Source organism: Flavobacterium yafengii, assembly GCF_030010375.1.
GTDB classification, from domain to species: Bacteria; Bacteroidota; Bacteroidia; order Flavobacteriales; family Flavobacteriaceae; genus Flavobacterium; species Flavobacterium yafengii.
The window spans coordinates 1210316-1226174 of the sequence record NZ_JASCRY010000001.1 but is presented as its reverse complement, the minus strand read 5'-3'; the positions used below and the strand labels follow the sequence as shown (position 1 = coordinate 1226174).

12 protein-coding genes are annotated in these 15859 nt (G+C 34.5%); 6 read left to right on the top strand and 6 right to left on the bottom strand.

The features are described 5' to 3' along the window. Positions 1-11: 11 nt before the first annotated feature. The 6 genes from QLS97_RS05410 to QLS97_RS05385 all read right to left on the bottom strand — a co-directional run bounded on the left by QLS97_RS05410 (position 12) and on the right by QLS97_RS05385 (position 9143). Complete coding sequence (locus QLS97_RS05410; protein ID WP_282714783.1) at positions 12-920, bottom strand: glucosaminidase domain-containing protein; 909 nt, start codon at positions 918-920, stop codon at positions 12-14. Next, entirely contained in the window at positions 913-1809 is an 897-nt protein-coding gene (locus QLS97_RS05405; RefSeq protein ID WP_282714781.1) for a 1-aminocyclopropane-1-carboxylate deaminase/D-cysteine desulfhydrase, read from the bottom strand. The genes QLS97_RS05410 and QLS97_RS05405 overlap by 8 nt, the downstream gene beginning before the upstream one ends. A gap of 87 nt (positions 1810-1896) precedes the next feature. Then, entirely contained in the window at positions 1897-3732 is a 1836-nt protein-coding gene (locus QLS97_RS05400; protein WP_282714779.1) for a T9SS type A sorting domain-containing protein, read from the bottom strand. Between the two features lie 514 nt (positions 3733-4246). Then, positions 4247-5806, bottom strand: coding sequence for an ice-binding family protein (locus QLS97_RS05395; protein ID WP_282714777.1), 1560 nt, complete (start codon positions 5804-5806; stop codon positions 4247-4249). Between the two features lie 700 nt (positions 5807-6506). Beyond that, positions 6507-8342, bottom strand: a complete 1836-nt coding sequence (locus tag QLS97_RS05390) for a T9SS type A sorting domain-containing protein (protein ID WP_282714775.1) — start codon at positions 8340-8342, stop codon at positions 6507-6509. A gap of 459 nt (positions 8343-8801) precedes the next feature. Beyond that, a complete protein-coding gene (locus QLS97_RS05385) occupies positions 8802-9143 on the bottom strand; it encodes a hypothetical protein (RefSeq protein ID WP_282714774.1) in 342 nt (113 codons plus the stop codon). A gap of 123 nt (positions 9144-9266) precedes the next feature. Here QLS97_RS05385 and QLS97_RS05380 point away from each other — a divergent pair, with 123 nt between their 5' ends. The 6 genes from QLS97_RS05380 (at position 9267) to QLS97_RS05355 (ending at position 15858) form a co-directional block, all read left to right on the top strand. Continuing rightward, complete coding sequence (locus QLS97_RS05380) at positions 9267-9443, top strand: C1orf53 family protein (RefSeq protein WP_158634650.1); 177 nt, start codon at positions 9267-9269, stop codon at positions 9441-9443. Positions 9444-9651: 208 nt separating this feature from the next. Then, positions 9652-11634, top strand: a complete 1983-nt coding sequence (hutU, locus tag QLS97_RS05375) for a urocanate hydratase (protein WP_282714771.1) — start codon at positions 9652-9654, stop codon at positions 11632-11634. A gap of 49 nt (positions 11635-11683) precedes the next feature. Continuing rightward, a complete protein-coding gene (locus QLS97_RS05370) occupies positions 11684-12220 on the top strand; it encodes a DUF4136 domain-containing protein (protein WP_282714769.1) in 537 nt (178 codons plus the stop codon). Between the two features lie 60 nt (positions 12221-12280). Then, positions 12281-12682, top strand: a complete 402-nt coding sequence (locus QLS97_RS05365) for a group III truncated hemoglobin (RefSeq protein WP_282714768.1) — start codon at positions 12281-12283, stop codon at positions 12680-12682. A gap of 62 nt (positions 12683-12744) precedes the next feature. Continuing rightward, positions 12745-13878: an esterase-like activity of phytase family protein gene (locus tag QLS97_RS05360; RefSeq protein WP_282714766.1), complete on the top strand. Its 1134-nt coding sequence runs from the start codon at positions 12745-12747 to the stop codon at positions 13876-13878. A gap of 222 nt (positions 13879-14100) precedes the next feature. Further along, complete coding sequence (locus QLS97_RS05355) at positions 14101-15858, top strand: aromatic amino acid hydroxylase (protein WP_282714764.1); 1758 nt, start codon at positions 14101-14103, stop codon at positions 15856-15858. Position 15859 lies beyond the last annotated feature (1 nt).

Here is a 15859-nt window from a genome sequence, read left to right as displayed (position 1 = left end):
TTATTTTTCAATTATTTTACCACCAATCTCTGCCCAATAGAAAGTGTATTGTCAGAAAGATTATTTTTTTGCTTTAAATCATCGACCTTTAAATCGAATTTTTTTGAAATAGAATAAAGCGTATCTCCTTTTTGAACAACGTATGAAAGTAAGTCGTGATTGATTGTATTTCTGGATTCAATAGTTAATTCCTCAACCATTTGTTTTTCGCTAGACACATAATTGACATCTAAAACCTGATTGTCATATTGATGCAAATTGTAACGCTCAATATAAGAAATCAACTTATCCGGATATTTAGGATCTGTGGCATAACCCGCAGCTCTTAGACCTTTTGCCCAAGCTTTATAATCGCCTTTTGAAAATTCAAATAGCTTAGCATACCTGCTTCTTCCAGTCAAAAATAAAGCGTGATCTTTGAATGATTCTGAAGGGTTGTCATATTTTCTAAAGCATTCCTGATCAGAATCATCATCGTGCTTAACGCTTTCTCCTGTCCATCCTACGTGACATTTTATTCCAAAATGATTATTGGCACTTATCGCTAAATCTCCTCTTCCTGCACCTGATTCTAAAATTCCCTGAGCCAAAATAATACTTGCGGGAATACCATAATTTTTCATGTTTCCTATCGCAATTTCTTTAAATTTAGAAATATACGATACAATCACATCATTGGTAACTACTGTTTTTGAAGTTGAAACGATTACTTCTGTTTCCCGATTACCTTGTTCTTTTTTTACCGGTTTTGCAACAGTTGGTCTTGCAGTGGTAGAACTTGACGCAGCAGGCTTTTTTATCGTGCGGACTACTTCCGATTTTGGTTTTATAGGAGCTTTCTTTGTTACAATAACAGGTTTTGTGGCATTACAACCTATCAAAGTAATTAAGGTAAGAAGCAGTAGAATTTTTTTAAACATTGATATCGATTGTTGGTAATTGTTTGTTTCTTAATTTCATATTCATACCTTGAATTCCCTGAATTCCACCCGTATGAATTAGTAAAATTTTTGATTCGACAGGAAAATAGTTTTTTTGAATTAAATCTATAACGCCAAAAACCATCTTTCCCGTATAAATGGGATCTAAAGGAATTTGATTTTCGGTATAAAACTGGTTGATGAATCCGATTAAGGCTTCATTTACTTTCCCATAACCTCCAAAATGATACTCCGTAATTAACTCCCAATTTTCATTTTGGACAAAATTACGAATTTCCTCTTTCAAAAAATCACCTTTTAAAGCGGGAAATCCTAAAACTTTTTGGTGTGGCAAAACACTATTAATGATTCCCGAAATCGTTCCGCCAGTTCCTATTGAACAACAAATATAATCAAATTCAGCATCTTCCGGAGTTAGAATTTCTTGACACCCTTTGATAGCTAACGCATTTGTCCCACCTTCTGGTATTAGATAAAAATCGCCAAATTGCTGTTTTAAGTTTTCTAAAAATGAAGCCTCACTTTTTAACCGATATACTTCTCTTGAAATAAATTCCAGTTGCATTCCGCAATTTTGAGCGAATAACAACGTAGGATTCTCCGAGATTTTACTCCCTAATTCATCTCCACGAATAATTCCGATAGTTTTAAATCCCTTTTCTTTTCCTGCAAAAGCTACTGCCGCTATATGATTCGAAAAAGCACCGCCAAAAGTAAGCAGCGTTTCGTACTGTTCCGTTTTCGCTTGCAGCAAATTGTATTTTAGCTTTCTGAATTTATTTCCGGAAACAAAAGGATGAATCAGATCTTCCCGTTTGATGGTTACTGAAATGGAGTTTAGAAACGAAGATATTACGTGTTGATTCAAGCTAAATGATTTTGGCACAAAGGTAAAATTATATATAACAAAAATGCAACCTCTATAGATTGCATTTCGTTTCAATAATATTGACTCTTATCTTCTGATGATTATTTTCTGACCAACTTCAATTTTATCTTTAGTTGCTATTTTAACGATATAAATCCCATCACTAAGTCCCGAAGTAGAAAAAGTATAAGAGGAATTTGAACCTAAATCTTTTTTATTGAAAATTAATTTTCCGGCTACATCATATAAATTACAAGAAGCAAGATCTAGTAATAATGGATTACTGATGGTTAAGTTCTTAGTAGAATTATTTTGATAAACCACAAAACTTTGACGTGCTGTTTCGTCAACTCCTAAAGTAGTATTGTTTTTAAACGTAATTTCAAACTGTGCGTTGTTTACTCCTGCCGACAATGTCAAATCATAGAAATCGTTTTTGATGTCGTGGTATAAATCGGTTGCTTTATCGTGTAAATAAACGTAATTCGCACTTGTAAAATTCAACATTTCTTTCACTGTAATCTTAAAATTGGCTTGATTTGTATTTTTAAAACCTATTGGAATCTTTTTATCAATATCAAAATTTACTGCGTTTATAAGATATTCTTCGTCATCTATCACAAAGTAAACATCTGCCGGACTATCATCGCTGGAAGATATTGCATCCATTGCACGATCAACCCCATCAGTAGCTCCAGGAACAAATGCCAAAACAACTTGACGAACTCTTTGATTATCCAATAAGGTGTTAAATCGTATTTGCGGTGTTGGTGCAGTACTTACCGTTTTATAATCAAAACCGGATACTGATGGAATATCTGACATGTAAGCCGAAGTAGCCTTTGTTTTATTTGAATTTATATTTTTTTCAAATTGAGAATGATTCAAAACATCTTCTTTAACAAAAACCCTATAGCTATTTTTCATTTCTACAGTTCCATTTTCAAGTCCATCAATCATGAAACCTTGTCCGACAGGAGAAAAACGTCTTTCATAACCTCCTCCTGTACCGGAAGCCGAGCCTTCATTTCCAGAACCATCGTACGAATAAAAAGCAGCTGGCACGTATATACCGGATCCTCCTCTAGAAACAGGAGAAAAAGTTCCATATCCGCCTTTATAGTCAGCTATATAATGAGAATCGACTGTTTTATCCTGTTCCCAGAAATAAGCAATTCCGGTGCAATGTGTTTGTTCAATTAAAAAAGCAGATAAATCTATCGCAGATGGATATGGATTTCCTGTCAATGTAAATTGCTCAAATGCAACTGGAATAGAAATAGTTCCATCATTAGGTTTTCCTCTAAAATCATATCGCTGTTTGCTTCCGGGATTATTTTGAACTCCATATACAGTTGTTAAATTAGTTCCTGAACTCCCTTTCATTGTAAATCCTTCTCCTGCATTCAAACTAGAATTAGACCCCACCTGAATCCAACTTGAATAATCAGATGAAACAGTTAATTTATTGATCCAAAATGGGGCTATTGCAAATGGACTGGCTGTACCGTTATAATTATTCATTGCTAAAATTGTTGGACTATTACTGTTAGTCAAATCAACAATATCTCTAAGTTGTATAATCCCAAATGGAGAATTTCCAACTGAAGAACTACTACCGCCAACCGGAGAACACCAATAATTGAATTGAAAATTGTTTGTAGAACCTTCCTGAAATACAGACAAACTACCTAATCCTTTATTAGTGCTATTTGAAGTTGTGCCTTGTAACAACTGTCCATTTTTCCTTAAATAAAAATTACTACTGGCTGCATTTAACTCCAATTCTTGTTTTATATAAACAACTTCATTGTTCGCAAAAACATAACTATTGGGACTTATATACATTTGGGCATTGGCATTGCTCTGAAATAAAATTCCAGAAAAAATCAACAGTGCTATTTTAAGTAATTTTGAATTCATAAGCTTATCAACTGAATTAATTTGTAAGTTTTTTAATAATTAATTATGACTAAAACATTTTTAATGTTAGAAATGAAGCTATTAGATTGATAAAAATTTCAAGGTGCAAACTAGATATTTGCTATAGTTTTTTTAAGACTATTATCTAACACTTATGAGGGTTATTATTCTGTTTTTCAGAATCAATGTATCTGAATCAATTTTCCATCTAATCGTAATATTTTGACCCGCAGAAACTGTAGCGATTGCCTGCTCACGTTCTGCTCGAATTAGGAACTAAAACTCCATTTTGATAAATACTAGAAATTGCTAATGCTTTTCTAGTGGTTACTACAGTAGTAATGCCGGGTTTAAATATTAATTCGTTCACCGTAAAATTTATTATTAACTAATAGTTTTAGTTTTATAATACTAAATTATTTTTTTTATATTTATAAACATTGAACAATTTCTTTTTTATAAAAAAATCTTCTTAATAAATTAAAAAATTCTTAAACATAAAAGATACCCAAAACTACCTAACATTAATTAGTGTTAATATTCTACTTCCTAGCTTTAAAGTTCCTGCATCAATGTTCCATCTTACATCAATATCTTGGCCTACCGAAACATCTGCAATGGCTTGCAATGAAACATCTACAGTATTTATAGAACTTACTCTCGTTCTGCTTGAGTTTGCAATTAAAACTCCATTTTGATAAATACTAAAAGTAGCCATAGCACTAACAATTCCAGGAGTAATTAAAGCACCATTCACTCTAGCAGTTTCAAAACCTGTTATAGCACCTAAGTTAGTACCTATATCTCCATTAATAGTTGAAACTCCTGTATTCCCAACACCACCAGAAGAAGTAAACAGGGCAAAGGAAAACAAGGCTCCCAAGTTAACATAAGGACTATTTGAGGTTTTAGTTATGGTTGAAGTATCAATACCTATAGCTCCACTACCAGTAAGCACTCTGCCATCAATTATACAATTAGCTCCTAAAGAAACTGCTCCCTCTTTACTAAGAAGGGTTCCTTTCATAACAGTTGAAGCTCCTAGTCCAATAGCTCCTTTCGCCAACCAAAAAACATTAGCAGCTGATGCGCTATTAGCCAAGACTATCGTAGTAGTTGCTCCTGTGCTAAAGGCTTCTCCGAATTTAATAATAAAAAGAGCATTGGGATCACCTTGTGCATCTAAAGTAATAATACCTGCTGCGGAACCTGCAGCAGCTATACTATACACTCCTGGAAGCAGAGTCTCACCTCCAAATACAGGTGCATGGGTCGTATTTGTAACAGCGATACTATTCAATTGAGTATAAACCGATTGTAAATCGATTGCTGCTTGCGCCGTTTTATTACTAGGTATTATTGTATACTGCCCATTAAAGGCAACAGCATAAGTTCCTGTAGAGGTACTTATTGACATTCCTGGTATTACAACATCCGTAGGTGAAGTCGTTGTTAAGTCCCCTGTATTATTAACTGAATAATAATTATTTGAGTTAGCCATTACAAAAGCTGTCGTAGCTAATTGTGTTGTATTTGTTCCAACAATTGCAGTTGGAGCTAATGGTATGTTTGTAAAAGATGGAGATTCAGAAAACACTAACTTTCCAGTACCTGTTTCATCGCTCGATGAATTCTGTATTTGTGCTGAAGTTATACTTCCTGTTTGCGTTCCATACAAAGTTCCTGTCATAGGCAAAGTAACGTCTGTTAATCCATTAGTTGTAAGTGTAGTTGCAAATCCTCCCGGTAATGCAAGAGTAGATGCGTTACTATTGGCTATTCCAGTTCCTCCATTTATTGGCAAAACTAAACCTGTATTAAAATCTTTCCAACCCGAGTTATAAAAGTTAAAAATGGAGGTAGTAGTATTATAAATAAGAAGACCTGTTGCTGGTAAACTTATCGCATCTCTTTGTGCAGTAGTCAATCGAGGCAAAAGAAATCCTTTATTGGTAGAATGAATATCGAGTATTGATGAAACTTCAGGATTAGTAGTTCCTATTCCAACTTGCGCATTTATTATTCCTGATATTTGTAAGAATAAAATTAACAAGAACGTGACATTATTTTTCATATTTTTTAATTAGCATTTTACTTAAAATATTGAAAAACAACATGTTTTACAATTAAAAATCGTAATAAGTTGCAAATGTGATGTTATTTAATGACTAAACAAGACTTTAAAAGAAATAGTGCGTCAAATTGACACTTATTTATTATCATTTATAATATAAAAGTAAAATTTTGACCTGTGATTTGTAGCAAATAGACACATTTATGACTAAAATTTTATTGGATTATAAATAGCATTAAAAAATAAAAAATAAAAATTTTCTTATTAATATAGTAAATTTAACATTATGAAGAGTCGAATTAAGAAAGCAGTAAATATTATATTTTTGAAGTTAATTTTAATAGTGTTTAGTATAGAATGGAATATATTGGAAGGATATCACATAATAAAAATCTAAAAATCAGACAAATGCGAACAGATATTTTTAGTTTAAGGTTATTTTTTTAATAAAAAAACCATCTAAGATGATGGTTAATTATTCCCAAAAGCACTATTAATTTTGATTGAAAACTAATCGTCAATTCAACATCTTTAATAATTAAAATCACCTCACAACTTTTTATAGATATACTGAAATAGAGTTTAGAAACGAAGATATTACGTGTTGATTCAAGGGGAGTGATTTTGGCACAAAGGTAAAATTATATCTAATAAAAATGCAACCCTTACAGATTGCATTTCGTTTCAATAATATTGACTCTTATCTTCTGATAATGATTTTTTGACCAACTTCAATTTTATCTTTAGTTGCTATTTTAACGATATAAATCCCATCACTAAGTCCCGAAGTAGAAAAAGTATAAGAGGAATTTGAACCTAAATCTTTTTTATTGAAAATTAATTTTCCGGCTACATCATATAAATTACAAGAAGCAAGATCCAGTAATAATGGATTACTGATGGTTAAGTTCTTAGTAGAATTATTTTGATAAACCACAAAACTTTGACGTGCTGTTTCGTCAATTCCTAAAGTAACATTGTTTTTAAAAGTAATTTCAAACTGTGTGTTGTTTACGCCTGCCGGCAATGTCAAATCATAGAAATCGTTTTTGATGTCGTGGTATAAATCGGTTGTTTTATCGTGTAAATAAACGGAATTGGTTCCTGTAAAATTCAGCATTCCTTTTACTGTAATCTTAAAATTAGCTTGATTTGTATTTTTAAAACCTATTGGAATCTTTTTATCAATATCAAAACTTACTGCGTCTATAAGATATTCTTCGTCATCTATCACAAAGTAAACATCTGCCGGACTATCGTCACTGGAAGATATTGCATCCATTGCACGATCAACCCCATCAGTAGCTCCAGGAATAAATGCTAAAACAATTTGACGAACTCCTTGATTATTCAATAAGGTATTAAATCGTATTTGCGGCGTTGGTGCAGTACTTACCGTTTTATAATCAAAACCGGATACTGATGGAATATCTGACATGTAAGCCGAAGTAGCCTTTGTTTTATTTGAATTTATATTTTTTTCAAATTGAGAATAATTCAACGCATCTTCTTTAACAAAAACCCTGTAGCTATTTTTCATTTCTACAGTTCCATTTACAAGTCCATCAATCATAAAACCTTGTCCAACAGGAGAAAAACGTCTTTCATAATTTCCTCCCGAACCAGAAGCTGAGCCTTCATTTCCAGAACCATCGTACGAATAAAAAGTAGCTGGTACGTATACCCCGCTACTACCAATAGTACCTGGAGAAAAAGCACCATATCCGCCTTTATAATCGGCAATAAAATGGGAATCAACTGTTTTATCCTGTTCCCAGAAATAAGCAATTCCGGTGCAATGTGTTTGTTCAATTAAAAAAGCAGATAAATCTATCGCAGATGGATATGGATTTCCTGTCAATGTAAATTGCTCAAATGCAACTGGAATAGAAATAGTTCCATCATTAGGTTTTCCTCTAAAATCATATCGCTGTTTACCTCCTGGATTATTTTGAACTCCATATACAGTTGTTAGATTAGTCCCAGAACTCCCTTTCATCGTAAATCCTTCTCCTACATTAATATTCGAAGTTGCTCCTACCTGATTCCAATCTGAATAGTTGGATGAAGCGGTTAACTTAAAAATCCAATAAGGCGAAATTGCAAATGGACTGGCGGCTCCATCGTAATTATTCATTGCCAAAATAGTTGAATTATCACTAATTATTTCGCTCACAATATTTTTTAACTGTGTAATTCCAAAAGGAGAGTTTCCTGCAGTTGCATTACTGCCCCCAACTGGTGAACACCAATAATCAAATTGAAAATTGTTAGTAGTTCCTTCTTGAAAAACAGATAAGCTGCCAAGACCTTTATTAGTACTGGTCGACATAGATCCTTGAACCAACTGAGCATCTTTCCTTAAATAGAAATTACTGTTGACAGCATTCAACTCCAGTTGCTGCTTCACAAAAACCACTTGGTTATTCACAAAAACGTAACTATTGGGACTTACATACATCTGGGCATTTACACTGTTCTGTAAAAATAATCCGGCAAAAATAAACAGTGTTCGTTTAAGTAATTTTGAGTCCATAAGCCTGTTTATTAAATTGATTTGTATGAAATAAATTATATTCTTTAATATGACATTACATTTAAGACAATGTCTCTTTAATTTAAAAAAACGAAATTTTATTTAGCTTTAAAAAGGTCTAAAAAACACATTCCTAATCAAGGATTTTAGGTGCTAAAATCTGTTTTGAGTTATTTTTATTTAAAGTTACAAAAAAAACAATATAGGAATCAGCACAAATGCCGATAAAAAGTATAAATAATCGATAAAATTGATGTTTTTTAATTTTAAATATATAATTTCTTACAATTAAAAATCAATTAAGAACGATATAGCAATTCAATATTTCTAATAAGATAACGACTTGACTAACTATAAGTTAATACCGTATAATTATTTTGGGCCAATACAAAGGAAGTGATAAGACAGTATCAAAATCATTAAAAAAAGTATTACGCCTCAAAAATATTTTGATAAATACTATTCATTTTTTAAGTCCAAATATTCTAGGAATAGAAAAGGAGACCTGTTTTTTAAGTACTCAAAATTTGATTCATTCGCATAAGCTTCTCTCTCAAAACTAATGTTTCTGTAAGCCAAATTTGTATTTTTATACTGAACCAATCTAATACAATATTCTAACAGATACCAAATAAAAAAAGGAAGTATTAATAATTCTGCCTGTTGGCGAAGATGAATTTTTTCATGATTGACAAAAATTCTATTTGCTGCATCCCTATCATATTTTACAAATACAAAAGGAAATACAGCCAATCCGCGATATCCTTTAGGAATTAAATATTTAGCAACAATCAGAAACATTCGCTATAAAATTTATAAATTTGTAATGATAAAATGGTTCTATTTAACGAAAATCTCAATCGTTTGAGTTGAGTTTAATAAATTAGGCAATCCAAATAAATTGTACAATAGAATATCCCAAATATGATTGACCAAAGTAATGAAAATAAATTGATAGAAGGGGAAGATTTCTATTACACGCCCGAAGGCTATAAATGTTTTACTGAAAAACACCATTTAAAACGTGGTTATTGCTGTAAAAGCGGCTGTCGTCATTGTCCCTATGGTTTTGATAAAAAAACAGGAACCAATAAAAAGTAACGCCTTTTAAGAATTAAAAACAAGAAAACGTCAGTTTTAAAAAACCAAGATAAAAATGGATATTTGTTTACAGAAATATAGAATCAAAATTCACAAATCCTACCACAGGTCGGATATTCGTTATCCTTAGTTGTTTCATTTTTTTTACAAGAAGTCTTAACTTCTTCAACGAATCAACACAATAAAATTAACGAATTAAAAGCTAAAAATGACTTTTCAAGAACAAATACAACAAGGAATTCCATCGGTTTTACCAAAACCAAAACCATACGAAATAGACATCAATCACGCACCAAAGCGCAAAGAAATCCTTTCGACAGAAGAAAAAAAACTGGCACTTCGCAATGCGTTACGTTATTTTGAACAGCAACATCACGCTGAATTAATCAAAGAATTTTCGGAAGAATTGGAAACGTATGGTCGTATTTATATGTACCGCTTGCGTCCGGATTACAAAATGTATGCCCGTCCCATTTCGGAATATCCGGGAAAATCCGAGCAGGCAAAAGCGATCATGCTAATGATTCAAAATAATCTCGATTATGCCGTAGCACAACATCCGCATGAGTTGATTACGTATGGTGGGAATGGAGCTGTTTTTCAAAACTGGGCACAATATCTTTTGACGATGCAATACTTGTCAGAGATGACGGATGAGCAAACCTTAACCATGTATTCTGGGCATCCAATGGGATTATTTCCTTCCCATAAAGAAGCTCCGCGAGTTGTCGTGACTAACGGAATGGTAATTCCTAATTATTCTAAACCGGACGATTGGGAAAAAATGAATGCATTAGGCGTTTCTCAATACGGGCAAATGACGGCAGGAAGTTACATGTATATTGGTCCGCAGGGAATCGTACACGGAACAACTATTACCGTTTTGAATGGTTTTCGTAAAATAAAACGCAGTCCAAAAGGCGGCTTATTTGTCACTTCAGGATTAGGTGGAATGTCTGGCGCACAACCTAAAGCCGGAAATATTGCCGGTTGCATCACTGTTTGTGCCGAAGTAAATCCCAAAATCACACACATTCGCCACAGCCAAGGATGGATCAATGAAGTGATTGAAAACGTGGATGAACTCGTAAAAAGAGTCGCTTTGGCGCAAGCCAATAAAGAAGTTGTTTCTATCGGGTATCTTGGAAATGTGGTTGATGTTTGGGAAAAATTTGATGAAGAAAACATTCATATCGATTTAGGATCCGATCAAACTTCCTTACATAATCCTTGGGCGGGCGGTTATTATCCTGCAGACCTTACATTTGAAGAAGCCAATGAAATGATGGCATCAACTCCTGATTTATTTAAAACAAAAGTACAAGAAACATTACGCCGTCATACAACAGCAATCAATAAACATACTGCCAAAGGAACATATTTCTTTGATTATGGCAATGCATTTTTACTGGAAGCTTCCCGTGCCGGTGCTGATGTCATGGCAGAGAATCATATTGATTTCAGGTATCCGAGTTATGTACAGGATATTATGGGACCCATGTGTTTTGATTACGGTTTTGGCCCTTTCCGATGGGTTTGTGCTTCGGGAAAACCAGAAGATTTAGTCAAAACAGATTTAATTGCCTGCCAGGTTTTGGAAGAAATGGCCAAAACAGCTCCCGAAGAAATTCAGCAACAAATGCAGGATAATATTCATTGGATAAAAGGCGCACAAGAAAATAAATTAGTCGTAGGTTCTCAAGCCCGAATCCTTTATGCTGATGCTGAAGGTCGTGTAAAAATTGCCGAAGCATTTAATCAGGCTATTGCCAAAGGCGAAATAGGAACAGTAGTTTTAGGCCGCGATCACCATGATGTTTCCGGCACTGATTCTCCGTACAGAGAAACTTCAAATATCTATGACGGCTCAAGATTTACCGCCGATATGGCGATACAAAACGTCATTGGAGACAGCTTTCGAGGAGCCACTTGGGTCTCGATTCACAATGGCGGCGGCGTAGGCTGGGGCGAGGTAATAAACGGTGGATTTGGTATGGTTCTTGATGGTTCTAAAGAAGCTTCAAGACGTTTAGCATCAATGCTTTTCTGGGATGTCAACAATGGAATTTCCAGAAGAAGCTGGGCTAGAAATGACGGAGCATTATTTGCAATAAAAAGAGCGATGGAGACGCAACCTTTATTGAAAGTAACCATCCCTAATATAGTAGCCGACAATTTGTTGGATTTTTAAAAATTTGAGCGTATCTTTAGTACACATATAGTAATCAAACAATCACATCATGAAAGCAATTAAACTCCTTCCCGTATTTCTACTTTTAGTGTTTACCTCTTGCAGTTCCGTAAGAGTATATTCTGATTATGACAACAATGTGGATTTTAGTCAATACAAAACATATGCTTTTCATAAAAAAGGAATTGATAAAGTTGAAATTTCAGAATTAGACAAGAAAAGAATACTTAATGCCATAGATCGAGAATTAAGCAAAAAAGGAATGACCAAAAGTGAAAATCCAGATTTGCTAATTAATATACTAACTAAAGAAAGAGAAAAAATTGATGTAAATCAATACAACGCCGGATGGGGTTATGGTTGGGGATGGGGATGGAATCCTTATTTATGGGGAGGGCGAAGTACTTATGTTTCGTCATCAACCGAAGGGACATTGTATATTGATTTAATTGATGCCAAGAAAAAAGAATTGGTTTGGCAAGGTGAAGGTGTTGGTTATCTAACTGAAAACCGCAAGGAAAAAGAAAAACAAATCAACGAATTTGTAGCTAAAATTTTAGAGCAATTCCCACCGAAAGCAAAATAGTTTACCATTAAATTTCAACATAAAAGCCTACCTTTGCGTAGGCTTTTTTTATACCCAATCATGGCACAACTTAACGACATTACCACATTCGAAGATATCAAATTACTGGTAGATACTTTTTATTCTAAAGTTCAAAAAGACGAATTTATTGGACCCATATTCAACGAGAAAATAGGCAACCGCTGGCCCGAACATCTGGAAAAAATGTATCGCTTTTGGCAAACTATTTTACTCGAAGTTCACTCTTATTCCGGAAGTCCATTTCCGCCGCACAAACAATTACCGGTTGCCAAAGAACATTTTGACCGCTGGATGGAAATTTTCACGAAAACTACTGATAGTTTATTTGTAGGTCCATTGGCCGAAGAAGCGAAACTACGTGCTAAAAATATGGCTGAAATGTTCAATTACAAAATTGACTATTTCCGTAATCTTGAAAAAAATCAAACGAACAATTCGTAGTTTTTAAAGTGGTTTTTTAATCCAAACTCTGTTCCTTTTTGCAAACAGTAACACATTCTTTTATGCGCAAATTACTATTTCTTGTCGTTTTACCAGCTTTTCTATTTTCTTGTTCCAATTTAAAACAAACCGTTGAAAACAAACCAACTCCCAGTTTAAAACTAATCAGCTCGATTGAAATTCCTTTTGAGGAAACGTTTCAGAATACAAAAGTGGGCGGATTGTCCGGAATCGATTATGATGCAAAAAACGAGTTGTATTATTTGATAAGTGATGATCGATCTATGTTTAACGATTCGAGATTTTATACTGCAAAAATTCGTTTGTTCGAAAACAAATTAGAAGGTATCGATTTCCAAAGTGTCAGCACTTTGAAAAACGAAACCGGAACAGCGTATGGAAATTGGAATACCACGCCAACTACTTCATCAGATCCCGAAGATATCCGATTCAATCCAAAAACGAATACTTTGGTTTGGAGTAGCGAAGGTGCGCGAGTGATTACCGCAGATAAGGAAGTTTTACAAGATCCTTCCTTGAATTTCATGGATTTGAAAGGTGATTTTCTAGGCAATGTTACATTGCCGGAAAATTTAAAAATGCAGAAACAAGAAAAAGGCCCGAGAAATAACGGCACTTTAGAAGGGATAACTTTTGACAAAAAGTATAAACATATCTATACCAACATTGAAGAACCACTTTTTGAAGATGGCGACCAAGCCAATACCAGCAAAGGAGGTTTGATTAGATTCTATCAATTTGATGCCAAAACAAAGAAGAACACCGCTCAATACGGTTACCAACTGGAACCTATTGCTCGTGAACCCAATCCTAAAGGAGCTTTTGGTGTAAATGGCGTTTCGGCAATTCAGTATTATGGTAAAAACCAATTGCTGGTTGTGGAACGTTCCTACTCAACTGGAACACAAGCATGCACGATAAAAGTATTTTTATGTGATTTGAAAAAGGCTACTAATGTAAAAAACCATAAGACCTTGCAAAACCAAAAATTAGAATTAGCTTCTAAAAAACTGATGCTGAACATGGATGATTTAGGCATTTTTATTGATAATATTGAAGGACTTACTTTTGGACCAAAATTAGCTAATGGTAATCCATCACTGCTATTTGTATCTGACAATAATTTTTCAGACAAACAGAAAACGCAGATTTTGGTGTTTGAGTTGGTGAAGTAATAAATCCAAAAAAGCTATTAATTCTACAACTCACCTAGCCCCGAGTGAAATGGAAAGCTTTTTGCGAAAGCCGTTTTGGTTTTTCTTGTTGCTGCAGAGCGACCAAAGGAAGCTCCTGCGAAAACTTTAGAAAAACAAACGGGTTAGCAAAAACTTGCAATGAAAAGCGGGAAATAGCTCCTGAAATTCGTACTTTTGCAGTAGAACTACAACGTTTTCGATATGAACTCAACTATAGAAAGCAATCCGTTATTAGACCGATTGCCAAAGCACTTAAAACAATTCATTAAACCTCAGGATTATAGCGATTACACGCCCATAAATCAAGCGGTTTGGCGTTATGTGATGCGCAAAAATGTAGATTACTTATCAAAAGTAGCCCACAGTTCTTACTTGGAAGGATTGAAGAAAACGGGAATCGAAATTGACAACATTCCTAGTATGTACGGCATGAACCGTATTTTGACTGAAATAGGTTGGGCTGCAGTTGCCGTGGATGGATTTATTCCGCCGAATGCTTTTATGGAATTTCAGGCGTATAATGTACTGGTAATTGCTTCTGACATTCGCCAGCTCGAACATATAGAATACACCCCTGCGCCGGATATTATTCACGAAGGAGCCGGTCATGCGCCTATTATTGCCAATCCCGAATATGCGGAATACCTGCGCCGTTTTGGTGAAATAGGCTGTAAAGCGATTTCTTCGCATAAAGATTACCAAATGTATGAAGCCATCAGACTGCTTTCTATCTTGAAAGAAGCCGAAGATACGCCGCAAGCCGATATTGATGCTGCCGAAAAAGCGGTGGAAGATTTGCAGAATAACATGGGCGAATTATCTGAAATGGCGCAAATCAGAAACCTGCATTGGTGGACCGTAGAGTATGGTTTGATAGGAACTATCGACAATCCAAAAATTTACGGTGCCGGACTGCTTTCGTCTATTGGAGAAAGTGCGTGGTGTATGACAGACAATGTAAAGAAAATCCCTTACGATATATCAGCAGCGAACCAGAGTTTTGACATTACAAAACTGCAACCGCAGCTCTACGTTACTCCAGATTTTGCTTATTTAAGCTTGGTTTTGGAAGAGTTTGCTAATAAAATGGCGTTGCGTACCGGAGGATTATCGGGAATTAATAAACTGATTCATTCCAATGCTTTAGGAACAATTGAATTGAGTACCGGAATTCAGATTTCGGGCGTTTTCACCAATGTTATTGAAGAAGAAGGAAAACCCGTTTATATCCAAACAACAGGAAAAACAGCATTGTCATACCGTGAAAAAGAATTAGTAGGTCATGGAACAATTAAACATGCTGAAGGTTTTGGAAGTCCGATTGGAAAATTAAAAGGTATAAATCTAGCTATTGAAGACATGAGTCCAAGAGATTTAAGCGCTTATTCCATTACCGAAAGTAAAAGTGTAACGCTTGAATTTGAAGGTGATATCACCGTAAAAGGGGAAATTATCACAGGTTCCAGAAACCTGCACGGAGAGATTATTCTAATCAGTTTAAAAAACTGTACCGTGACTCACGGAGAAACTATTTTGTTTCAACCAGAATGGGGAATTTATGATATGGCTGTAGGTAAAAAAGTGATTTCTGCTTTTTCAGGTCCTGCTGATGTGAATAGTTTTGATTTGATTTCACATGTACCAACAAGCAAAACCATCAAGGCAAAACATACTGCGGAACGTGATGATTTAGAGGTTTTATACCAAACGGTTCGAAACATAAGAGAAACTAAGGATACAGAAACTTCTTTAACTCCAATTTTTGATAAATTACACACCAATCATCCAAACGACTGGTTGTTAGCTGTTGAAATCGCAGAGCTTTTGAAGGACCGAAACGAACCTCAATTGCTACAGGAAATAATGGTTTATCTTGATCAATTGAAAGTAAAAAGACCCGAAGTAGCCCATTTGATTGCTGGTGGTTTGGACTTGATTTTCGATAAAGAGAAAGCTTAGG

Coding starts and splice junctions, on each gene's coding strand:
- QLS97_RS05410 (WP_282714783.1), bottom strand. CDS start 920: ATGTTTAAAAAAATTCTACTGCTTCTTACCTTAATTACTTTGATAGGT.
- QLS97_RS05400 (WP_282714779.1), bottom strand. CDS start 3,732: ATGAATTCAAAATTACTTAAAATAGCACTGTTGATTTTTTCTGGAATT.
- QLS97_RS05395 (WP_282714777.1), bottom strand. CDS start 5,806: ATGAAAAATAATGTCACGTTCTTGTTAATTTTATTCTTACAAATATCA.
- QLS97_RS05390 (WP_282714775.1), bottom strand. CDS start 8,342: ATGGACTCAAAATTACTTAAACGAACACTGTTTATTTTTGCCGGATTA.
- QLS97_RS05385 (WP_282714774.1), bottom strand. CDS start 9,143: ATGTTTCTGATTGTTGCTAAATATTTAATTCCTAAAGGATATCGCGGA.
- QLS97_RS05380 (WP_158634650.1), top strand. CDS start 9,267: ATGATTGACCAAAGTAATGAAAATAAATTGATAGAAGGGGAAGATTTC.
- hutU (WP_282714771.1), top strand. CDS start 9,652: ATGACTTTTCAAGAACAAATACAACAAGGAATTCCATCGGTTTTACCA.
- QLS97_RS05370 (WP_282714769.1), top strand. CDS start 11,684: ATGAAAGCAATTAAACTCCTTCCCGTATTTCTACTTTTAGTGTTTACC.
- QLS97_RS05365 (WP_282714768.1), top strand. CDS start 12,281: ATGGCACAACTTAACGACATTACCACATTCGAAGATATCAAATTACTG.
- QLS97_RS05360 (WP_282714766.1), top strand. CDS start 12,745: ATGCGCAAATTACTATTTCTTGTCGTTTTACCAGCTTTTCTATTTTCT.
- QLS97_RS05355 (WP_282714764.1), top strand. CDS start 14,101: ATGAACTCAACTATAGAAAGCAATCCGTTATTAGACCGATTGCCAAAG.